This window comes from Enterococcus sp. B2E4 (assembly GCF_030499455.1).
In the GTDB taxonomy this organism is placed as follows: domain Bacteria; phylum Bacillota; class Bacilli; order Lactobacillales; family Enterococcaceae; genus Enterococcus_D; species Enterococcus_D casseliflavus.
Genome location: NZ_JAUKPK010000018.1, coordinates 89,024 through 111,584, shown reverse-complemented (window position 1 = coordinate 111,584; position 22,561 = coordinate 89,024). Strand labels below are relative to the sequence as shown.

Sequence of the window (22,561 nt, the reverse complement as noted above, 5' to 3'; positions counted from 1 at the left end):
AAGTGAATCCGGGCGTAACTAGTTGGTAGGCGCAACCGAATGAAACATAGCAAACAAGCTATGCTCATTTGGTTGCGCTTTTTTAGCGGAAAAAGAAAGGAAGAATGAAATGGGAAAAGTAATTTTTAATTCGGATGATTTTGGTTACAGCTATGGTGTTAATTATGGCATTTTAGATGCCTACCAGCGAGGGATCCTCACCTCGACAACATTGATGGCAAACATGCCTGGTTTTGAACATGCAGTGAAACTAAAAAAGGAGGTGCCGGGTCTAGGAGTAGGGGTTCATTTGACCCTAACATGCGGAAAACCACTTTTGGAAAACGTTGATAGTCTAACAGAAGGTGGGCGATTTAGACCGTTGAAGTTTTATCAGCAACCATTTGCTATTGACCAAGATCAGCTCTATCAAGAATGGAATGCTCAGATTCAAAAAGTATATCGAGCGGGGATCTTGCCTACGCACTTAGACAGTCATCACCATACGCATTCTTTTGGCAGTAATCAGGAAGTAGTGATTGCTTTAGCCCAAAAATATGATTTACCCGTCAGAGGAAACTTTGAGAGAAGTGAAGAAGTACGGCATGTCGATTATTTTGAGCCGTATTTTGACGACGTGGGAGAAAAAGAGGTGAAGAAAAGACAAATCAGTATGTCTATTGAAGACTATTTGAAGGATTTGTATAAGAAGCTTCAAAAAGACCAAACGATCGAAGTCATGTGCCACACCGCTTATTTGGATCAGGAGTTATTAGAGGGATCGAGCTTCATTTATCCTCGCATGAAGCAGGTTGAATTTTTGATTCATTCGCCGTTTGCCCAGAAAGTAAAGAAAGATCCGTTGATTGAATTAACTACGTATAAAACAATTTAATATAGGAGGAATGTAATAATGACGAATTTTAAAGCAAATGTACAAAAGTTGGGGCGGGCAATGTTGTTGCCAGTTGCAGCAATGCCTCTAGCAGGATTGATCATGCGGCTATCAGCTGACGACATGTTGAATATTCCCGTTTTGGGAGCGGCCGGCAATGCAGTTTTCGGCAATTTGGATATCTTGTTTGCGATTGGGGTCGCAATTGGTTTTGCTAAAACCAAAGACAAAGGAATACCAGCACTTACTGGTTTCTTAGCAATAGCTACCTTGAAAAAAGGGTTGGAGATTATGAATCCAGCAGTAAGTATGGGGATTTTTGGGGGCATCATTTCCGGACTGATTGCCGCTTGGACTTATAACCGTTTTAAGGAACAAAAATTACCGATGGTTTTCTCTTATTTTGCGGGTGAAAAATTTCCTTTGACGATGGTCATGATTTTACAGACGATCTCAGCGGTTGTTTTCGGTTTGGTTTGGCCGATCATACAGATGGGTATCGACAATTTTGCCAAAATGCTGGTTGACATGGGGGCACTCGGTGTTGGGATTTTTATGTTTTTAAATCGATTGTTGATTCCCTTTGGCTTGCATCACGTTTTGAACACCTATGTATATTACGATTTAGGAAGCTATACTTCGCCTAGCGGGGAAGTTTTCCGAGGAGAAATGACACGCTTTATTAATGGCGATCCGCAGGCAGGATTGTTTTTATCAGGTTTTTTTGTGGTGATGATGTTTGGAATACCAGCTATCTGCTTAGCGATTTACAAAGCAGCGTATAAAGAAAACAAAGAGATGGTTAAAGGAATCATGGGAAGCGGTGCTGCCACCTCGTTTATTGCCAATATTACAGAGCCTGTTGAGTTCAGCTTTATGTTTCTCTCCCCCATGCTGTATGTGATCCATGCCTTTTTCGCTGGGCTAGCAGGGATCGTCTGTTATTTGTTTAATATACGAATTGGTTTCACTTTCGGAGCATGTATTGTAGATTATCTTATCAATTTCCGAATCGCGACAAATGCTATTCTGATCCTTCCAATCGGGCTCGTCTTTTTCGCCTTGTATTACTTTACCTTTTATTATTTGATTAAAGCGAGAAATATCCAGACATTGGGTCGAGAAACTGCGACAAAATTTGGGGAAGAAATATCCCCAGAGGAAACAGAGTTGGGATTGGCGAGCAAAAATTATGAATACATGGCAAAAAAAATGCTCCAAGCGTTTGGCGGAAAAACCAATATTTTGGATGCATACAGCTGCAACACACGCTTGCGTGTTGAAGTTGCTGATTCTTCAGTGGTAGAGGAACAAAGAATCAAGCAATTAGGCGTGAGCGGGATTATCAAGCCAACTGAAAAAAACTATCAAGTGATCATTGGGTTAGAAGTGACATATGTAATGGCTGAATTTGATAAATTATTGGAACAATAGAAAGGAAGAAAATAGGATGAAAAAACAAATCATTACCATCGCTGGAGGCGGAAGTACTTATACACCAGGAATTGTTCAGGCTATTTTAAATAATGCACAACGTTTACCGTTAGCTGAAATCCGTTTGTATGATATTGATGCAGAACGAAATGCAGATATGTACTTGATTATTCAGTTTATGCTGAAAAAAGAGGGCTTTTCAGATGTTCAGATCATTTCAACAGAAGATTCTAAGCATGCGTTTACTGGCTGTGACTTTGTATTCTCACAGATTCGTGTTGGCGGAATGAAAATGAGAGAAAAAGACGAAAAAATCCCCTTGAATCATGGGCTAGTTGGACAAGAAACTTGTGGATTAGGCGGTTTTGCGTACGGCATGCGTTCAATGAAAGGATTGCTAGAGATCGTCGGTTATGTGCAAGACTATGCACCTGAAGCATGGATCTTGAATTATACAAATCCAGAATCAATCGTCTCTGAAGCGGTTCGCAGAACATACCCAAATGCGAAAATGATCAATGCATGCGACATGACCATCTCGATCGAAGAAACGATTGCCGTCAACTATGGCTACAACCGTGAAAATTGGATACCGACATATTATGGGTTAAATCATTTTGGTTGGTATACCTCTATCTATGATAAAGAGCTAAAACGAGAAATCATGCCGGAAATTATTGAAAAGCTGACAACACAAGAAATGCAAGTTGCTGACTTTAATGCAGGAGATAAAACTTGGCAAGAAGCGTTTCAAATGATGTCAGTCATCACGAGAAATTTTCCAAACAATATCCCTAACAATTACTTAGAGTATTATTTGTATCCAGATATGGTTGTAGAGCACACAGACAAAAAATATACGAGAGCAAATATGGTGATGGATGGCCGTGAGAAAAATACCAAAGAAATGGCAGATAAAATCCGACGCGGAGAGAAAGAAGATGTCTTAAATTTTAACTTTGGTGAGCATGGGCAATACATTGTGGATATGGCGACATCTTTATTAAATGATGAACGGCGCCGATTTATGCTGATCGTGCCCAATCAAGGAGCGATTCCTAATCTGCGTTCGGATGCCGTAGTTGAGGTGCCTGCTTACGTGGGAGCAACGGGAGTGGAGCCGATTGCACTGAGAGAACCGATTTGTGATTTTCACAAGGGATTAATGGAGGCGCAAGTGGCTGCTGAAAAGCTCCTTGTTGATGCTTACTTTGAAGGGTCTTATCAAAAAGCATTGCAGGCATTCACATTGAATCAGACTGTTCCGAATGCGCGAGTGGCTAAAAAAATCTTAGATGAAATGATTGAGGCAAATAAAGAATATTGGCCTGAATTAAAGTAGAGGTGATAGAACGTGCTCTTTTTTAAAGAAAAAAAAGTGTTGAGAGCTGTGGCAAAAGGCCAAATTATTCCTTTGGCAGCTGTAAAAGACCAGGTGTTTTCCTCGAAAATGATGGGGGAGGGCTATGCAATCATCGGTCATGACGGTCATGTCCATTCTCCCGTTGAAGGAATGATCGAAAATATTTTTCCAACGTATCATGCAATAACAATTGGCAGTAAATCAGGAGAGAAAGTTTTGATCCATATGGGGATTGATACGGTTGAACTAAAAGGGGCACCTTTTTCTATTCACGTCACCACCGGTCAGAAAGTGGATTGTGGTACTTTATTAGCTGAGATGGATTTGCAACAACTGGTTGAAGCAAAAAAAGATGCAACTATCATCGTTGTTTCACCTGATCTTTCGAAAGGAAAACTGCTGAAAACAAATCAACAAGTATCGATACAAGACGATTGCTATCAATTTTAAAAACGCAAGAAAAGGCTGAGTTTTTCGCTCAGTCTTTTCTTAAGCGTATATTATAGGAGAAATGATGATATTCTTTTATTTTTTACCAGCGATAGGCTGGGGTGTCATGCCGCTTATTGCGAAGCTGACTCGAGCCAAACCAATTAATCAGTTAGTTGGAACGACAACTGCTGCTGTGTCAGTCAGCTTGTTATTTACTTTTTTTATAAAACCAGAATTTACAAATATTTCCGTCATGATCGCATTTATTTCTGGATGTTTTTGGGCGATTGGACAATACTTCCAATTTTACTCGTTTCAATTTTTACCGGTATCAGAAGCGATGCCTATTTCTAATGGTACTCAACTAATAGGGACAACCTTTGTTGCCGCCTTCTTTTTCCAAGAGTGGACAAATGTTTCCATGTGGCTGATTGGCAGTGGAGGAATATTGCTGATTGTACTTGGTATATGGCTGACGTCATGGAAAGAAAAACAGACATTAGAGAATCAAAAGCGGACAAACCGAAAAGCAGTTGCTTTTTTGTTGCTTTCCTCTGCGGCTTTAACCGTATATGTAGTTTTGCCGCAGGCATTTCAAGTAAGCGGCTCAGGTATATTATTTCCGCAAGCAATAGGTATGTGGAGTGCATCAGCTGTTTTTGCTTTTTCTAAACAAAGAGAAATTGATTGGCAGCAAATCAGAAAAAATATTAGTACGGGCATTGCATGGAGTATGGCGAACATTAGTCTATTTTTAATGATTCCAATACTAGGGGTAGCGAAGAGTTTCACTTTTTCACAATTTGCTGTTTTGATTTCCATGTATGGCGGATTGTTGGTTTTCAAGCAGAAGAAAAAGCGTAAAGAATTTCTTTTATTGAGTTTGGGGGGAGCTTGCATAATTGGAGGAATATTGCTGATTGGTTCCATCAAGTGATTTTGAAAAAGGATTGGCGAACAAGATTTTTCAGTGCTCTTCATCCGTCAAATGCTTTAAGAACAAAGATCACAATGCTATACTAGAATCAATAGTATTCGATTCCTTTGTATTGTAAACATGTATTTTATGTGAAAGCATTCTCAATACATCATTATGTATAAATAAAAATCAAGCGAACAACGGAGAAATAATTGATGACCAACCAACTAATCATAGAAGATCATCATTTCAAGAAAGGTGAGCTATCTAGCATAACGACGGCTTATATCGATCAGTACCCAGTCGTTTACATACTCTACAACCGAAATGAAAAGAAAAGGCCTGTTGCGTACATTGGTCAAACGGTTCAAGTGAACAAACGATTGAAGCAGCACTTGAATAACTCTAAGCGCAGAGAAATTAAAGAAGTCTTGCTGATTGGACATGAAAAATTCAATCAATCAGCGACCTACAATATCGAAACCAATTTGATCAATCACTTCATTGGGGATGAGCAGTTTCAGTTACAAAATGTCAGTCAAACAAGACAGGTGCAGATGCATCAGTATTATGAAAAAGAGTATTATGATGAAGTGGTCTTCCAAGAGTTATGGGAAGAATTGCAAAGGCGTCAATTGGCGAAGCACTCAATCGATACGATTCGCAACAAAGATGTATATAAATTATCCCCTTTTAAAGAACTGACGCCAGAACAGTTAGATATAAAACTTGAAATCATTGAGTACTGTAAACAAGCGATTCAGCAGGATGAGACACAAAAAGTCTTGATGATCGAAGGAGAAGCTGGAACGGGAAAGAGCGTCCTTTTGGCATCTCTCTATAACACCCTTCAAGACTATACAAAGTCAGAGCCTGTATTAAAAGGCACCGATAACTATTTGTTGGTCAACCATTCAGAAATGTTAAAAACCTATCATACAATGGCAGAAAGTTTGCCAAATTTAAAAAAGAATCATATGTTAAAGCCAACTTCCTTTATTAATAAAACAGATAATCAGAAGTTGCACCCAGACATCGTTATTGTGGATGAGGCCCATTTGCTTTTAACGAAGAAAGACAGCTATAACAGTTTTCACTATGAAAACCAACTAGAAGAGATTATCAAGCGAGCAAAAATCACGATTTGTATCTTTGATCCGAAGCAAGTATTGAAAATCAAAAGTTATTGGGATCAGGACAAATTGGATCAGTTTCAGAAAAGGTACAATGCTTCTCGCTTTCAGCTAAAAGATCAATTAAGAATGAAAAGTAGTCCACAAATTATTCAATGGATCGATGATATCGTAGAAAAACGTGTAACACCGATTCCAGAATCAACAGCATCTTTTGAGCTTCAGATTATGGAAACCCATGATGCGTTGAAGAATAAAATCTTTTCTCTCGATAAAAAGGAAGGTCTGTCACGGATCATCTCAACATTCGATTATGTTCATAAAAAAGACGGAGCTTCTTATCTTGTAGATCCTGGTGGGATCAACCTGCCATGGAATACGACCGACACGAAGCGAACATGGGCGGAGCGACCAGATACGATCAGTGAAGTCGGATCAATCTACACCGTTCAAGGGTTTGATTTAAACAATGTAGGAGTCGTCATTGGCCCTTCTGTTGATTACGATCCAGAGACCGACCGGCTTGTCATCGATATCGATAAATATGAGGACAAAGGGGCGTTTACGGGACGTGACGATATGAACCAAGAATTGACGAAGAAAGCCAAAGAAACGATCATCCTTAATTCATTGAATGTATTAATGAAACGAGCAATCAAAGGGCTTTACATCTATGCAATCAATCCCAATCTGCGCCAAAAACTCTTAACCCTACAAAACGAAAGGAGCCAGTCCTACCATGCAAAACCACCCCTCTTCAATGGAACGGATCAATAAATTCCGAGATGATCGCAATTGGCGACAATTCCATAATGAAAAAGATCTAGCTATTTCTATCTCCATCGAAGCCGCCGAATTGTTGGAGATTTTTCAATGGAAAACACCTGAAGAAGCCACTCAAGATTTCGAACATCTAAAAGAAGAAATTGCCGATGTTCTGATTTATTCCTATATGCTGGCAGACAATTTGGGTCTTGATATTGATGAGATCATCAAAGAAAAGCTGGAAAAAAACAACATGAAGTATCCGGTGAAAGAAAGTAAAGATTCGAAAAAGAAGTATAATGAATTGTAACAAAAAAGAAGCAAGGACGCTGCAAGTTCTTGCTTCTTTTTTTGATGGAATAGGAGCAACAACGGCTTTCTGAATTCATCAGTGATTGGTTACGAACGTCAAAAATCTGTCATAATTGAGAAAGTTGAAGATAACTTCAAATTGGTTACAATTTTTCGGAAATTTGAAGTTAACTTCAAATAAGCGCAATTTTTTATAAAAATGAAGTTAGACCCACTGTTTGCTCGAGCAAAAACAAGAGTATCCTATCCGAAAATGAAGGCAGGGTCATCGGGAAAAAATCGGCAACAATGAAGGTCATTTTCTATCAAAAAGATTTCTCCCCAAAAACCTAAAAAACCTATTGCCCCCCGAGCCCACTTACTGTATAGTAAACAAGAATATTTCATGAAAATAACCAAAAATAACTAATTAAAAAAACTTTGTTATTGAAAATTGCGATTAAACGATGCCGCAAACGGAATGTAAGAAGGAGAAAACAATGACGTATCTAACAAACAATCTTGTGAATTGCATGATCACTTTAGGGTTTATCTTCATCCATCTATCTTCAAATGTTATCTCATCCAGAAAACTAAACGTGCAATACATGAGCTCCTTTGCCGCTGGTGTAGGGATCTCCTATGCGATCGTTCATCTATTGCCCCATTTGGCTTATTTTCAAACGGTGTTGATCGATGAATTTGGCTGGGATTCGGGGATTTTTTATAGTCATGGGGTCTATGGCATCGTTTTGTTTGGCTTAGTCTTCAGTTACGTGATCTACAAAATCGATGAGCGGACGTTTATGGTGTTAGAAAAGAAAGACATCACCAGTGCCAAAAACGCCTTTTTTTGGTCGGATATCGCTTTTCATGTGATTTACAATATTATGATCGGCTATATCGTGATTGCCAATACGCTATCAGAGCGTTTTTACATTTTGACCTACTTTATTGCCTTTGGTTTGCACTTTCTCATGAACGATTGGCTGCTCTATCACCATCATGGTGCCCTCTATAACAAATATGGCCGCTTTGTGCTTTCCTTCAGTATTTTCGCGGGAGCTGCGTTCTCCCTCTTTGTTTCATTGCCCTACTATTTGGTGGTCATTATTGAAGCCTTGATCACCGGCGCTTTGCTGGTGAATATCATCAAATTTGAGTTACCCAATGAAGGAGAAGGCAGTATTCGTGGGCTATTGGTAGGCACGATCTGCTCCGGAATTTTATTTGTATTTGTCTAACGCGAAAAGGAGGACTGAATCATGGATGATTCGGTCCTCCTTTTTTTATAAATACGCAAAGTAATTACTATTTTCTGTTTCAATCGAACAAATCACAATATTTTTTTATTTTTTTGACCATTATTTACAATTTTGTTGCAATGTTCGCTTGCTTTTCCCAAAAACATTCTATAAAATGTAAGCGAATAGAAACCAAAAAAATAGGCACCTCGTATCTCTGCGCCAACAGATTTACGAGGCCCTGATCAGTCAGACCCCTAAGCAGGATGACCAATCAAGTTGCCATAGTTGATCGCCAAAGGCATCAACGTGTTTATTGTACCCGATTTCCTTGTCGATTTCTAGTAGATTTAGGCAGGTTTTTGGGCAAAAACCGTGGGATGCTGGACGCTTATTTTGCTATGCCAAAGGCATTGGACAATCTTGTCCAATGCCTTTTTTGTCGTTTGAAACGGTTCATGCGCAGGATCGTTTGCGGCAAATAACAGGTGTGAAGATCAGTTGAGGACAGTTGCATGGAAAATAGGCAGTCATAGTTGAGAAATCCAATGCCATGCGTTCTTACTGTGTTCATAGAAATAGCGTTCTGGCGATCAGCACTTCAATCCTAGGTTCTTGAAGGTGGCAAGCCTTGGTTTCTATTCACACTTCGAAAAGATACCTGAAAGCAATCTTTCAGCGTTCTTTTAAGGTTAAGGAGGAAGCTTATGAAGGATTCGTTAAAGAAATTTATGGAAGAAAAAATGCTGCCATGGGGAATGAAAATTGGCGGTGAAAAGCATCTGGTTGCCATCCGTGATGGACTTGTCACCACGATGCCTTTGATTATTATCGGTTCCATTTTTGTTATTTTATCTAACGTTCCATGGGAAGGCTTTAACCTATTTGTTACTAGTATTTTTGGCGGGGAATGGCGCAGCAAATTAGACTTTGTCGTTCAAGTGACCTTTGGTGTGATGGCGCTGTTCAATTCCTTTGCTATTGCGTATAGTTTAGCAACCACTTACCGCGTCAGCGGTTTATCTGCCGGCGTATTGGCAGCCTCGGTTTTTCTTTTAGTCACTCCGATTGAAGATGGCGGCATTCAAATGTCTTATCTTGGTAGCCGCGGGCTGATCGTAGCAATCATCACTAGTCTAATCACGGCGGAGATTTTCCGATTATTCGTACAAAAGAATATCGTGATTCGCATGCCAGAAAACGTTCCCCCGGCGGTCAGTCGCTCCCTTATTGCATTGATCCCCTCATTCTTTTGCCTCTCGCTTTTCTGGGTGATTCGTTTATTAGTGGAATCATTCGGCAATACGAATGTTCATGATCTGCTGTACAGTCTTGTGGGACAACCATTGTCGATCATTGGCGGAGGCTTTATAGGCGGACTGTTTGCCATCATGTTTACGTCATTGTTTTGGTCAGTGGGTATCCACGGTTGGGACTTGGTCTTGAGCGTCTTGCAGCCGACATGGATTCAAATGATCGATGAGAATCGAATCGCTTTTCAAAACGGCGAAACGATTCCGCATATCATCAATTATACCTTTATGAATACCTTTGTCTGGATTGGCGGTAGTGGGGTGATTTTGGGCTTGGCGATCTTGCTCTTAGTCAGAAGTAAAAGCAAGTATTTAAAAGAGTTGGGGAAACTCGGATTTCCATCAACGGTTTTCAATGTCAATGAACCCATCATGTTTGGGTTGCCCGTTGTCATGAATCCATTGATTTTGTTCCCATATATTCTGACGCCGGTCGTTTGCTATATCATCTCTTATACGACAGTTGCCATGGGGATCGTCCAACCTGCCGTCGTTTTGGTGCCCTGGTCGATGCCGCCAATCATCGGCGGTTATCTAGCCACAGGCGGACATATTTCGGGGGCAATCTTACAACTGGTGAATCTGACGGTTTCTATCGCCATCTATTATCCATTCTTCAAAATGCTGGATAATCGGACATTAGCCAGTGAACTCGGTTCAGAAAGTGGGGCGTAAAATGAAGACAAAACGATTATTGAATTGCACGGCAGCTGATTTTAAATTATTTGATAAAGACCAGCTATTAGAAAGTATCCGAGGAAGTGCGGGGCGGACGATCGTAGCAGAAAATGATGTCCAAATCGATCCGATGTCTAGAGGAATCACCAATGCTGAATTCGTCGCTGCATTTGGGGCGGATTTGATTTTGCTGAACCTATTTGATTGCGAAAACGGCGCTATCAAAGGATTACCGACAACGGATGACCCCATTCGCTTTTTGCAATGCTTAACGGGGCGGCCTATTGGGGTCAATCTTGAGCCTGTCGACGATTGTGCGGAGCAGATGGAACAGTTGACAACTATCGCCACAGGGCGTTTGGCAACAAAGAAAAACATGGCTCGCGCAGAAGCACTTGGATTTGATTTTATCTGTCTGACAGGAAATCCTTCCACTGGCGTTTCAAATAAAGAAATCACAGCGGCAATCAAACAAGCAAGAGCCATTTTCTCTGGGGTCATTATTGCTGGAAAAATGCACGGAGCTGGTGTCAATGAACCCGTGTTAGATGAAGAAATTGCGTCTGCGTTCATTCAAGCTGGAGCCGATGTTATTCTTGTACCCATTGCGGGCACGATTCCTGGTCTGAGTGAACAACACATGAGTGATCTAGTGGCCTTTATCCACCAAAAAGGAAAGTTGGTCATGGGCACCATTGGCACTACACAAGAAGGTGCAGATACAGGCACGATCCGTGTCTTGGCATTGACTAGCAAACGTGCCGGTTGCGACCTTCATCATATCGGAGATGCTGGTTTTTCTGGGACCGCTGATCCCGAGAACATCTTGCAACTATCCATCGCCATCAGAGGCAAGCGCCATACCTATCACCGAATGGCCGTCTCAGTGAATAGGTAGGTGGAACAAATGGGCACATGCCTATGAAAGGCAAGAAGTGTTAGAAGAATTTTTCGTTGAATGTTGAATAATGAAGCAAAACCGGAACAGAGAGTGAACTCTTTGTTTCGGTTTTTTTATAGTGAGTAGCATTGAAGTGTGGATAAAGTGTTTTTATAATAAATCTATCGGAGGTGCATATGTTTAAGATAGGTGAATTTTCAAAGCTCTCTCAAGTGAGTATCAGAATGTTACGTTACTATGATGAGATGGGCCTATTAAAGCCCGATAGGATTGATACGTTTACTGGTTATCGACTATATTCGGCTGCTCAATTTCGATTTATCACGACAAAGAGTTTAAAGAAAAAAATGTCGATGTTGAATTGTGTGTGCAAGTGAAAGCAGGCCTGCAGGTAGATTCCAAAGTATTTTCCATCTACGAAACGGAGGCAGTGCCAATTATGGCGTGCACGATGGTGTACGGTGCATTCTCCAACATAGCCAACGTCTATTTGTCCTTGGCTGAGTGGCTACAAGAACATCCTTATTACCAAATGGACGGACCAGACAGGCAAATCGTGCATCGCGGTCCTTGGAATGAGCAGGAAGAACGTAATTATTTGACTGAAATACAAATACCGCTCATAAAACGTTGAGTAACAGATTTTTTCTGTTTTTTCTTGACTCTCACACTGTGTCAGGCACTATTCTGAGAGCACAAAGAGAAAATGGAGGAAAGAAAATGACAGAATATAAACTACAACCGATCGGGATCATTCAAAACAATGAGGACGGATGCTTCCTCAAGCTTAAGAAAGAATATATTCCAGCTTTAGCAGGGATTGAAGAATTTAGTCATCTTCAATTAGTATGGTGGTTCAGTGATTTTGCGGATGCAAAGTATCGAATGATTTTGGATGCTGAGCAACCCTATAAATATGCGCCTGAAAAAATGGGAATATTTGCTACGAGATCACCCATTCGACCAAATCCAATTGCATTAAGTGTTGTTCAAGTGTTATCAGTCGATGTTGAGAAAGGAATTCTTTCTATTCCTTATATTGATGCAAACGACCAAACGCCGCTAATAGATATCAAACCTTACACACCAAGTTTAGATCGAGTAGAAGCGCCTAGAGTTCCTTCATGGTGCCATCATTGGCCGAACAGCTTGGAAGAATCTGCTGATTTTAATTGGGAAAATGAGTTTAATTTTTAGAGGATGAAAAAATAGAGGAATCAATCGGAAGATTATTGGCGCAACAATGAGTAGTTAAGAAATGTCGATGTTCGATTCAAGTAAAGAAAAAAAGTGGTTTGTTTTTAAGGGACATCATCCGCTATAATTGGGGTAAACATTAGGAAGAGCGAAAGGAGTATGCTACATGCTAACAGGCAACAAAGTCACTTTAATCCCTGCGGAAATCAAAGATAAAGAAGCGGTCTATCAATGGTGTTTTCACTCTGAAACCACAAAATATCATTCTGGACCACCTTCTTATCCTAATGCACCGATCACCACTGAAGCAGAGTTTTTTGAGGACTATCAAGAGTATTACTTTACTGGCGCCCAACCGCAAAATGGCAGAGGATTTTTGATTCTACATGCAGGTGAACCGATTGGCTTTATTAGCTACTCCTCATTTCATCTAAAAGACGGCATAGCAGAACTGGATATCTGGTTGAATCGGGAAATTCATTGCGGCAAAGGATTTAGCACCGATGCGATCGTCACCCTCGGTGATCATTTACATGAAACATTCGGCATTCAAAAATTGATGATGCGACCATCGAGAAAAAATATTGCTGCAGTCAAATCTTACGAAAAGGCTGGTTTTACGCAATCTTCCCAAGACCTTGCTGACTATTTGTTGGAAGAGTATCTTGATTTATATGCCGAAGGGGATTATGGGGCAGAAGAAACGGTGACATTGATCAAAACGTTTCCGTCAACTGCATTGAGCTGATCTATAACAGTCGGCTTCAAACGGTTAAAGGTTATTTCATGAAAACAGTCCATTTCACTTTGCAAGCAAGGGGAAATAGACTGTTTTTTTACCTTTTAGCAATTTAAGGTCATTCAAAATACTCGTTCTTCGCTCTGTCTTCTAACTTCGTTCGCACGCTAAATTCCTTTCTATGCAACAGTTATCGAAAAAATCGCATAAGCCCCCACCATTGCTATTCCAACATTTAGAACAAAACATAAAATAAACATAGTTTTTTTTCAAAATTCCGAGAAACAGCGAGAATGTTTGTGCTATAATGGTCGCTCACTGAAAAAATTCAACAGAATCTGGGAGGGTATAGCATGCAGGAATACATTACGATCCACAACGCCAGGCAGAACAATTTGAAGGGCTTTGACTTGAAGATTCCCAAAAGAAAAATCACGATTTTCACGGGTGTCTCTGGTTCAGGCAAGTCATCGATCGTCTTTGACACGATCGCACAAGAAGCTGGGCGACAGCTGAATGAGAACTTTTCGAAATTTGTCCGCAACTTTTTGCCAAAATATAGCCAGCCCGATGCGGATGCCATCGACAATCTTTCGATGGCGGTAGTAGTTGATCAAAGCCGTTTAGGCGGCAATTCCCGCTCCACATTAGGGACGATCACGGATATCAATCCCTTGCTCCGCTTGCTTTTTTCTCGTCTTGGTCAACCGTATTTAGGTCCTGCATGGAATTTCTCCTTCAATGATCCTCATGGGATGTGTCCCACTTGCGAAGGGATTGGGCGCATCGTCGGCTTAGATTTAGAAAAGGCACTGGATCTTGAAAAGTCCTTAAACGAAGGGGCGATCCTGCTTCCTGGCTATAAAGTCGGCTCTTGGCTGCTGAAGTCTTTCACCAATACGGGCTTTTTTGACAATGACAAGCCATTGAAAGAATATAGCGAAGAAGAAATGAACCGCTTTTTGTACGCCCAAGGAGAAAAAATCGATTCCTTGTATATGGAAGGGATGAGTTCCACCTATGAAGGCTTAGTCGCTCGTTTTAATCGCTCCAATATCAAAGGTGGCAATGAAAGATCCGCTGCTACCCAGAAGAAAATCGCTTCTTTCATGAATGAGCAGAAGTGTCCTGACTGTCAGGGAAAACGATTCAATCCACAAGTACTCGCGTGCAAAATCGCGGGCTATTCGATTGCGGACTTTTTGGCGATGCAAGTGGATGAACTATTGACGGTTCTTCAAGAAATCTCGGAGGAGAGTGTCCAACCACTGCTTCAAAACATCCAAGCGAGAATCACTGATCTAATCAATATCGGATTGGATTATGTTTCCTTAGACCGTGAAACAACGACCCTTTCTGGTGGGGAAAGTCAGCGGGTAAAAATGGTCAAACACTTGTCTTCTAGCTTGAACGATGTGATCTACATTTTTGATGAACCGAGTATTGGGCTGCATCCAAGGGATGTCCATCGATTGAATGAATTGTTAGTCAAACTACGGGACAAAGGGAACACTGTCATCGTAGTGGAGCATGATCCAGACGTCATTAAAGCAGCTGACCATATTATCGATGTTGGTCCTAAAGCTGGAAAAAATGGCGGCTATATTACCTACGAAGGAACCTTTGAAGGATTGCTGCGCTCAGATACACTGACTGGCAAAGCATTTGGACAGATGGTGGACTTTAAAGAAGCACCTCGCCAGAGTCATCAGGTTATCGAAACGAAAAAATCGACGCTGCATAACTTGAAAAATACAGCACTGCGGGTGCCATTAGGAGTATTTACAGTGGTGACCGGTGTCGCTGGTTCTGGAAAAAGCAGTTTGGTAAATGGGGTTTTTGCTAAAGAATACCCCGAAGCCATTACGATCGATCAATCAGCGGTGGCGGGAAATATCCGCTCCAATCCAGCGACCTATTCTGGGATCATGAATGACATTCGGAAGTTATTTTCCCAAGAAAACAAGGTCTCAGCAGGTCTTTTTTCCTACAATTCCGAAGGCGCCTGTGAAACGTGTAAGGGCCACGGGACCATCAAGATGGAGCTGTCCTTTATGGATTCCGTTGAGGTTTTGTGTCAGGCCTGCGGCGGCAAACGGTTTAAAGAAGAAGTCTACCAGTATCGCTTGAAAGGCAAGTCGATCGATGAAGTCCTTGCCATGAGCATCACAGAAGCGGTGGAATTCTTTGAGGAAAAAGCGATTCAAAGAAAACTAAAACAGATTTTGGCTGTGGGACTAGGATACATGACCCTTGGACAGCCATTGAATACTTTGTCTGGTGGTGAATGCCAGCGACTGAAGTTAGCAAAAGAATTAAGCAAAAAAGGCAATATCTACATTATGGATGAACCAACAACCGGATTGCACATGGCAGACATCAAGAGCATTTTGGCGATCATCGAACGACTAGTGGAAAAAGGCAACACGGTGATCGTGATCGAGCACAACCTTGAGGTCATGAAAGCAGCGGATTGGCTGATCGATGTCGGTGTTGATGGCGGGATTCGCGGTGGCGAAGTGTTGTACGAAGGGATTCCAGAAAAACTGATCGAGTGCCAGTCCTCGATTACTGCCCAGTATTTATTTTAATTTGAAAACCAAAAAAAGCCGCAAGCAGCTCTTTCATCGAGCGCTGCTTGCGGCTTTTTTTCTTTTTCCTCCAGCAAAAAAGAATATGATAAGTCTAAAAAGTGAATTTCTCCTCGTTATTTTTTTCATTTTTAGTAGGTTTTTTGATTAAAAATATATAAATTTGAGTATATAATTACCAAATAGTGTGCTATTTATGTAATAGTATAGAAAAGAATTTCTTGAAAAAAGGAGTGGGATGAATGAGAGAGTTGCAATTGGCCTTCATCAGCAACCGTACGACTGCGCGCTTGTTTCGGCTGCTGAGTACGATTGAGCGAGACCGTGTGTTCACGATTGGCGACTTAGCAGAGCGCAATCAGGTGACGCAACGAACGATTGCCAATGATATCAAATACATGAAAGAATATTTTGGGGACAGTATTGCCCTCGTTTCGGGCAATAGCGGGTTTGTTTTCGAAGAGAAAAAGCCAGCAGACTATCAAAAAAGAAAGCAAAGCTTGTTAAAAAATGAATGCTTATTTGAAATTATCGGGAATATTTTCCATGGCAAACTATCTAAGGTGGATGAGCTGGCACATCATTATCATTTTTCAGAGAGTACGTTTCGGCGTCTACTCAATCAGCGAAACCCTATTTTAAAAAGCTATGGCTTGCAGTGGGCATCTAATCCCTTAACGATTGAAGGAAGTGAAGCCAACTTGCGTAAGTTTTTCAAAGATTTTTATTACGAAGGTGTGGAAACGATCTATACGTTGGTTCCAGATCAAGCCTTTCATGACTTGATCTTAGGTCAATTGGAGGACAAGTTCGGCTATTATGAAATCGGATCTGGGGCGACTCCCGCAGCGTTTTACTACACATTTTATATTGCCATCAAGCGTGCGAGCCTCGGCTATCGTATCACTATGCCGAAAGAACTGGTTAGACAGGCGTATAAAGGGAACAGTTTTTCCAAGCTCTACGCACTGAAGGAAGGCATTGAAAAAATCTATCAGGTTCAGCTGCCCAAAGAAGAATTCGCTTGGATCTACTTAGTCACCTTGTGCAAGCGAACCTTGGATCAAGAAGAACGAGAGGAAAAGTTTTACCAACAATTTCATCAAGGCGAAGCCATCACAACTGTGACGGACTTGTTTCTTAAAAACCATGAGGTGCCCCAAGCACAAGCCAAAACGGTTGCGACATTTTTACGTTCTTTCTTTTTATCGAGAAAAATTAACCATGCGATTGCGCCGGTTTTGAACAAGGAAATGGATGATATCAAAGAGGTGATCATGCGTTCCAACAGTGAGAGTTACCAAAAGAACTTACAATTTCTTAAGGAGCAGAGCAAAAAACTCTCTTTGTCTACTGCTTACTTAGAAGACATCTGTGTCAGTTTAACGATTTATAGCGAGCTGATTTTCGATTATTATGCACCAGCAAAAACCATTTATTTCCTCTTAGAAGGGGATCATTTTGTGTGCCAGCATATCCAAACAAGAGCGATCCAGCGATTTGGCAGCAAGCATAAATTGACGTTTGTTCAACTGCAATATTTAACAAAACATACGCTTAATGCTGCCCATATCGATTTGATCGTGACCAATTACAATCGCTACCTCGTTGATTATAAAGTCAAAACAGATTACTTATTGTTGAAATCTCTCCCGGATGATCGCGATTGGGAACACCTCGAAAGGAAAATAAACCCCTATCAAAAACCGCTCTTTTAAACCAATTGCTGTGCTGTTCACGCGTTTAAATAGGTATGTTATTTATTCATCTATTTCAGGTGTTTATGAAAATAATGATTTTCCTTTGAGAAACGACCACGCTATTCTTAGTTTTGTAAGCAACACGCGTGTCATACTTACAAATAGTTTGTCCCAATAACCTTCGTTTTTGAGAATCCAGAACTCATATGTAGTTATTATTTTATGAAAACTTAATCTAACAACTTTCTCCAGACATTTGATTCATCAAAATGTCTTTTTTTGTCGTTCCCTCAAAAACGAAGAATATTGAGACAGCTTTGCGTGAAAAAGCAAGGAGCTATTCCCTAGCTTTCAGCTTTCTTAACGCAACAAAGACTTGAAGAAAGGAGGATATGATGAAATTACTTACATTGTTTTCTGCCGTATTACTACTGAGCAGCACGGGCGTCAACACGACGATGGCGTTCCAGCAAGTTGCTTATGCAGAAACAGAGTCACTTTCTGAAGGGACGCAACAATCTTCTGGGGAGGAAACCAATAATTCTGCTGATCAATCGGAAACGCAAGAGTCAACCGAGCAAAGCAGCGAGGAACAAACAACCTCATCGGAAGCCACCGATGATTCAACGACCGCTAGCCAAGAAGAAGTAGAAGAAACTGAAGCACTGCCCGAAGCAGAAACGCCAGACAGCTCAGAAGATGAAGAGGAGCCTGAATCTGAAAACGAGCAAGTCGAAGGGTTCGATGCAGATGCTGCAACCATCCAACTGACTGTAGCAAGTGAGGCGCAATTGCGGGCAATTTTACTTGGGGAATCCTTCACCGATGAAGAGGGCACGGAGTATCGTTACGAAGAAATCGCCAATGAGCAATCGCTAGTGCTTACTTTTGCCAGCAACTTGGCATTAACTGAGCCAATCAGTGGGATCCAACGGACGAATGTTACTTTTCGTAGTCAAGAGATGCCTGTGATCGTTTCACAGACGGCAGCCGAGAACCTGATGCAGTTTGTGGCACCCGTTCAACTGACTTGGCAAGGGGTGCAGCAACAAGGCATCCAGTCAGCGCAAGGGCTGGCTCAAACAACTGGGGCATCAACGATCACTTTTGAAGATACCCAACTGGAGCTGACCACTACCGCAGGTCGCGTGGTGAATAACAACCAAGCACATCTTCATTTCAAAGGAACCAATGTGGTGACGACAGCGACGTCTTCCATTCCAACCTTATTCACGGCGGAAAGGCTTTTGGTTGAAGGACAATTGACGATCAATCATCGCTCCTCAAATGCCACACCGATTTTTGAAATGAACCAAGTAGCAGTCGCTAGCCAAGCTGAAATTTCTGTCACTCGCAGTACCAACAGCAATACTGGCACCGTCTTTCACATGACGGGTACCGCAGCAAGCCTTGATTTTGGTCAAGGAAGTGTGACGACGATTCGCCAATCTGGTGCGATGGTCTCCTTGCCAAATGCCAATCAAGATAGCCGATTGACGTTAGTCACAGGGGCAACTCTGGATGTTGGTACAGGACAAGGACTTTCCGGGAACTCTACCAGTACGTTAGGAGAGATACGGTTACAAGCAGGTAGTCAGTTAAAGCTATCTGAATACGGGACGGTCAGCGGGACGCCTGCCATCAATGTCGGACGCCGCTTCGTCGTTGAAAATAGTACCGCAGACCAACCTACCATTATTGAAGGAACGCGGACGGGCACAACGACCGGGGCATTTATTCAACTTCGAAGTGCGAATTCTGCCATTGATTTGGGGGAGCACACACAAACCAAGATCTCGCAGCATGGATCGATGTTTACAGGCGTGGCGAGTTCCACGATCGTGATCCAAGACCACGTGAAAATGAACAATCAGCATAGCAACGGGTTTAATGGCAACATAGCCGTCGACAGTATTTCGATTGGTGATCAGGTGGAAATTGCCATCAGTGAACCTAGTAATGCCACTGTTGGTCAAGCGTATCGTACCTTTTTCGCAACGTCTTCGGTTCAAGTCGGCAGTCATACAACAATTGACGTACCGAGAACGCGAACGACCTCTTCAGCAAGTACATCGAATGTCGTCATCGGTTTAGCATCGAGCAACGGAAAAATCACCATTGGTGACTATTCAGAAATAGCTGTGAATCAGCGTGGGGCGTTTGTCAACGCAAGCTTGGCTCAGGTAACTTTAGGAAAATACGCGAAACTTACTGGTGTGTTAGGTCATGGCTTCACCGCTGGAACGATGGTCGATCAATTTGAGTTGCTTGAAGGGGCTGAAATCACGATTACTGAGCATTCAACGAGTGCATCAGTCAATGCATTTTCCGTGCAACGACGCTTCTTTCTAGGAGAAAAAGCGACGATCAATTATTCTCGCACGTCATCAGCCGCCAATCCTTTCATTGCATTGGGTTCAACGTCGACAGCTTCTCAATTTTTATCAGAAGCAAATGCAACCATCACCCTTAATCAAGTAGGACCATTGGTTACTGGTCGCAGCACAACAGATATCTATATAGGTGAAGCAAATACGATCAGCCTACAAACCGCACAAGGCTTTACCGGCGGTACCTCATCTGCTGCTTCTTCAACCATTCGCAGGTTGCATGTGGGCGATCACTCTGAGATCACCGTTTCTGGACGAAGCAATGCAAATGTTGATTTTTTCCGCTTTAGAGAAGAAATCAAACTCGGACGTGAAGCGAAAGTAACGGTCAATCATACTACGCGACAAGCAGCACGAGCGGTCTTTCGTTTAACCTTGGCGAACTCGAAATTTACGATGGAAGAAGCAAGTAAAGTCGAAGTTGATACGGGGGGACGATTTTTACAAGGAGTCGGAACGACGGATCTGCTATTTGGCGAAAATTCCTATACGAGAATCAACGCAGCGAGGGGAATGACAGGAAACACCACTGTTCGTTCCGTTACGCTGGGACAACATGCTGAAGTTCATTTGACAGAGCCAACAACGACGGCGATTCAAAATTCAGCAACAAGTCAAAACTACTCCAGAATCCAAGTGTCGCAAAGAGTGGAATTGCAAGACAATGCCACCATGACGTCAAGAAGAGATCGAACGACTTCAGATTCCCGCTTTATATGGTTGACGGCTAGTAATTCATTTGTTCGGATTGGCAAAGGAGCTACCCTTGACGTGGATCAATCTGGAGGAATCTTTAGAGTCACGACTTCCTCTAATTTCATTCTCAATGATGACGCGACCTTTAAAGGAGTTGCGAGAGGGCTAAATACGCAAGGAGGCGGAAACTGGTCATCTAGTCACTCGAATTCGTTCGCAAACATTACCGTTGGTAAACGAGCGGAATTTTCCCTTACTGATAACCGAACAGGCATGGGGACATCAGCAGAATTTATCAATCGACCACTAGTCAATGTGCGTAATTCATTTTCGGCAGAAGAAGACGCTACGGTTGCATTAGAAACCATAAGAAATAAATCTGAAGTTCTTTATTTCAGACTAGCCAATGCACGATTGAATATAAACAATGTGAATTTGTTTGAAATTAGTCACCCTACGACAAGAACTGGTCAAGCCAATGCGCAATTGCAGCGTTTGATTCGCTCCGCACAAAATACGGTTGCGAATGGTTTGCGAATCAATGTGGCGAGTCAAAAACTAGCAGTTTGGGAAAATGCTTCTTTAGAGGCACCAACGGAAGAATTTATCAATATTTCAGGAACGATGCGAATCAATCGAAATGGTGGCAATACCTTCCCCTATGGAGGCACAGGAAATGGCGAAGCACGTTCCAGATTGCTGAGTGGCGAACAATTCGATGGTTCCTTAGAAAGTCTTGAAACACAAACAGATATTTATCAAGTGATTGCGAAAAATAATTACAATAAAATTCGTTTTTCAGAACCAGAAGGCCTCGTTGCCCGAATTGATGCATTGAGTGATCAGTCGACTGAAATCACTGGTTCTATGTACGAGGATACCGATATCACAGTGATCTCCTATACCAATACTGACGGAGAACTCGTCGAATTAGACAAAAAATCTGAACGAATCGAATGGGGCGACTATCGTGATGAAAATCAGCTGTATCGCTATTTCCGTATTCCACTAAGAGAAAATGAACGATTGGAAACCGAGACAGAAGTGTCGATTTTCTTATCAAAACCGTCGATTGAGACCTATGTCGATGTGACCGCTCGTCAAACCGTGATTAAAGGTGTGAACTTTGAAGCATACAATATCACCTTAGATCGCTATAAAATTAATGAATTAAGCACGCAAGAAGAATTAGATGCTTTGATCCTTCAAGAAAGTCGTGCGCAAGCCGCAAACGTCTTGACGGAAGCGGATATGACGGAAGACTTTCGCATCGTAAAAACGGATCTTACACGAGAAGTGGACGAAGACGGCAGCTACTTCGCTGTTCTTGAGGTGGGGAATAAAGCGTACCAGCTGACAGTCGGTATCGATGTGACATCGAAACTGGAGCATATGCGGGTGACGATCCCAACCAAAATGGTCTTCGAATCCTTGTACAACACAGCGGAATCGAATCGTAATTTTGAAAGCCAAGCGTATGAGATCCGCAATCAATCACCACTTGCCGTGGATACCTACGTCAATCAACTGGCGATCGATGACAGTGCCAGTATTGTCTTATTAGAAGCGGTAGAAGATCCTCTCGACTATGCCGAAAGTGAAAGCGAAGAAGAAGACCCAACCCTGACCTATGACGATATCTCAACCCCGCTGTTGCGATTGAATCTAAAAACGGAAGAAACACAGATCCAACTCTATGAAGCGATGGAGGAACAACACCTGGTTCGCCTAGAAGAAAGAAGCCGCGTGCCGATTTCCTTAACGGGGGACTTCTATGGAGATTATCCCCAATGGATCGTTGATACAGAAGCCGATCAGGGTGGGTATTATGAAGACTTGCTTGTACCGAAGTATCGCATCGTCTTACGCTTTGTCCCACGAGACTAAAAAAGATCGTACCA

At 41.9% G+C, this 22,561-nt stretch carries 17 protein-coding genes; all 17 read left to right on the top strand.

Features of this window, described 5'->3' with window-relative positions:
* The first annotated feature begins 109 nt into the window (after positions 1 to 109).
* Positions 110 to 874 (top strand): carbohydrate deacetylase, encoded by a 765-nt coding sequence (locus Q1X33_RS13450; protein ID WP_270788065.1) that lies wholly within the window; start codon positions 110 to 112, stop codon positions 872 to 874.
* A gap of 18 nt (positions 875 to 892) precedes the next feature.
* Complete coding sequence (locus tag Q1X33_RS13445) at positions 893 to 2,308, top strand: PTS transporter subunit EIIC (protein ID WP_005227467.1); 1,416 nt, start codon at positions 893 to 895, stop codon at positions 2,306 to 2,308.
* A gap of 16 nt (positions 2,309 to 2,324) precedes the next feature.
* Positions 2,325 to 3,650: a maltose-6'-phosphate glucosidase gene (locus tag Q1X33_RS13440; RefSeq protein ID WP_005227470.1), complete on the top strand. Its 1,326-nt coding sequence runs from the start codon at positions 2,325 to 2,327 to the stop codon at positions 3,648 to 3,650.
* A 12-nt stretch (positions 3,651 to 3,662) separates the two neighbouring features.
* Positions 3,663 to 4,121: a PTS glucose transporter subunit IIA gene (locus Q1X33_RS13435; protein ID WP_005227471.1), complete on the top strand. Its 459-nt coding sequence runs from the start codon at positions 3,663 to 3,665 to the stop codon at positions 4,119 to 4,121.
* Between the two features lie 61 nt (positions 4,122 to 4,182).
* The gene (locus tag Q1X33_RS13430; protein ID WP_034870226.1) at positions 4,183 to 5,040 is read left to right on the top strand and encodes a GRP family sugar transporter; all 858 of its coding nucleotides are present in this window, start codon (positions 4,183 to 4,185) and stop codon (positions 5,038 to 5,040) included.
* A 197-nt stretch (positions 5,041 to 5,237) separates the two neighbouring features.
* Positions 5,238 to 6,932 (top strand): DUF2075 domain-containing protein, encoded by a 1,695-nt coding sequence (locus Q1X33_RS13425; RefSeq protein WP_005227475.1) that lies wholly within the window; start codon positions 5,238 to 5,240, stop codon positions 6,930 to 6,932.
* Positions 6,895 to 7,230, top strand: coding sequence for a nucleotide pyrophosphohydrolase (locus Q1X33_RS13420; protein ID WP_005227477.1), 336 nt, complete (start codon positions 6,895 to 6,897; stop codon positions 7,228 to 7,230). Before Q1X33_RS13425 ends, Q1X33_RS13420 begins: the two co-directional genes overlap by 38 nt.
* A gap of 481 nt (positions 7,231 to 7,711) precedes the next feature.
* On the top strand, positions 7,712 to 8,455 hold the full coding sequence (locus tag Q1X33_RS13415; RefSeq protein WP_005227479.1) for a hypothetical protein: 744 nt from the start codon (positions 7,712 to 7,714) through the stop codon (positions 8,453 to 8,455).
* A gap of 707 nt (positions 8,456 to 9,162) precedes the next feature.
* The gene (gene celB, locus Q1X33_RS13410) at positions 9,163 to 10,443 is read left to right on the top strand and encodes a PTS cellobiose transporter subunit IIC (RefSeq protein WP_005227480.1); all 1,281 of its coding nucleotides are present in this window, start codon (positions 9,163 to 9,165) and stop codon (positions 10,441 to 10,443) included.
* A gap of 1 nt (position 10,444) precedes the next feature.
* Positions 10,445 to 11,344 carry a haloacid dehalogenase-like hydrolase gene (locus tag Q1X33_RS13405; RefSeq protein WP_301969722.1) on the top strand — a complete coding sequence of 300 codons (900 nt, stop codon included), beginning with the start codon at positions 10,445 to 10,447 and terminating at the stop codon, positions 11,342 to 11,344.
* A gap of 179 nt (positions 11,345 to 11,523) precedes the next feature.
* Positions 11,524 to 11,724 (top strand): MerR family DNA-binding transcriptional regulator, encoded by a 201-nt coding sequence (locus Q1X33_RS13400; protein ID WP_367652794.1) that lies wholly within the window; start codon positions 11,524 to 11,526, stop codon positions 11,722 to 11,724.
* Positions 11,709 to 11,981 (top strand): GyrI-like domain-containing protein, encoded by a 273-nt coding sequence (locus tag Q1X33_RS13395; RefSeq protein WP_367652793.1) that lies wholly within the window; start codon positions 11,709 to 11,711, stop codon positions 11,979 to 11,981. The genes Q1X33_RS13400 and Q1X33_RS13395 overlap by 16 nt, the downstream gene beginning before the upstream one ends.
* A gap of 86 nt (positions 11,982 to 12,067) precedes the next feature.
* Positions 12,068 to 12,544 (top strand): SAM-dependent methyltransferase, encoded by a 477-nt coding sequence (locus tag Q1X33_RS13390; protein ID WP_005227486.1) that lies wholly within the window; start codon positions 12,068 to 12,070, stop codon positions 12,542 to 12,544.
* Positions 12,545 to 12,710: 166 nt separating this feature from the next.
* Entirely contained in the window at positions 12,711 to 13,292 is a 582-nt protein-coding gene (locus Q1X33_RS13385; protein ID WP_005227488.1) for a GNAT family N-acetyltransferase, read from the top strand.
* 344 nt (positions 13,293 to 13,636) lie between these two features.
* Positions 13,637 to 15,874 (top strand): excinuclease ABC subunit UvrA, encoded by a 2,238-nt coding sequence (locus Q1X33_RS13380; protein WP_270788068.1) that lies wholly within the window; start codon positions 13,637 to 13,639, stop codon positions 15,872 to 15,874.
* 242 nt (positions 15,875 to 16,116) lie between these two features.
* Entirely contained in the window at positions 16,117 to 17,592 is a 1,476-nt protein-coding gene (locus Q1X33_RS13375) for a helix-turn-helix domain-containing protein (protein ID WP_005227492.1), read from the top strand.
* Between the two features lie 374 nt (positions 17,593 to 17,966).
* The gene (locus Q1X33_RS13370; protein ID WP_005227494.1) at positions 17,967 to 22,547 is read left to right on the top strand and encodes a hypothetical protein; all 4,581 of its coding nucleotides are present in this window, start codon (positions 17,967 to 17,969) and stop codon (positions 22,545 to 22,547) included.
* The last annotated feature ends 14 nt before the right edge of the window (positions 22,548 to 22,561 follow it).

Bases quoted from the DNA above. Each gene is read 5' to 3' on its own strand.
- Q1X33_RS13450 (WP_270788065.1), top strand. From the start codon at position 110: ATGGGAAAAGTAATTTTTAATTCGGATGATTTTGGTTACAGCTATGGT.
- Q1X33_RS13445 (WP_005227467.1), top strand. From the start codon at position 893: ATGACGAATTTTAAAGCAAATGTACAAAAGTTGGGGCGGGCAATGTTG.
- Q1X33_RS13440 (WP_005227470.1), top strand. From the start codon at position 2,325: ATGAAAAAACAAATCATTACCATCGCTGGAGGCGGAAGTACTTATACA.
- Q1X33_RS13430 (WP_034870226.1), top strand. From the start codon at position 4,183: ATGATGATATTCTTTTATTTTTTACCAGCGATAGGCTGGGGTGTCATG.
- Q1X33_RS13425 (WP_005227475.1), top strand. From the start codon at position 5,238: ATGACCAACCAACTAATCATAGAAGATCATCATTTCAAGAAAGGTGAG.
- Q1X33_RS13420 (WP_005227477.1), top strand. From the start codon at position 6,895: ATGCAAAACCACCCCTCTTCAATGGAACGGATCAATAAATTCCGAGAT.
- Q1X33_RS13415 (WP_005227479.1), top strand. From the start codon at position 7,712: ATGACGTATCTAACAAACAATCTTGTGAATTGCATGATCACTTTAGGG.
- celB (WP_005227480.1), top strand. From the start codon at position 9,163: ATGAAGGATTCGTTAAAGAAATTTATGGAAGAAAAAATGCTGCCATGG.
- Q1X33_RS13405 (WP_301969722.1), top strand. From the start codon at position 10,445: ATGAAGACAAAACGATTATTGAATTGCACGGCAGCTGATTTTAAATTA.
- Q1X33_RS13400 (WP_367652794.1), top strand. From the start codon at position 11,524: ATGTTTAAGATAGGTGAATTTTCAAAGCTCTCTCAAGTGAGTATCAGA.
- Q1X33_RS13390 (WP_005227486.1), top strand. From the start codon at position 12,068: ATGACAGAATATAAACTACAACCGATCGGGATCATTCAAAACAATGAG.
- Q1X33_RS13385 (WP_005227488.1), top strand. From the start codon at position 12,711: ATGCTAACAGGCAACAAAGTCACTTTAATCCCTGCGGAAATCAAAGAT.
- Q1X33_RS13380 (WP_270788068.1), top strand. From the start codon at position 13,637: ATGCAGGAATACATTACGATCCACAACGCCAGGCAGAACAATTTGAAG.
- Q1X33_RS13375 (WP_005227492.1), top strand. From the start codon at position 16,117: ATGAGAGAGTTGCAATTGGCCTTCATCAGCAACCGTACGACTGCGCGC.
- Q1X33_RS13370 (WP_005227494.1), top strand. From the start codon at position 17,967: ATGATGAAATTACTTACATTGTTTTCTGCCGTATTACTACTGAGCAGC.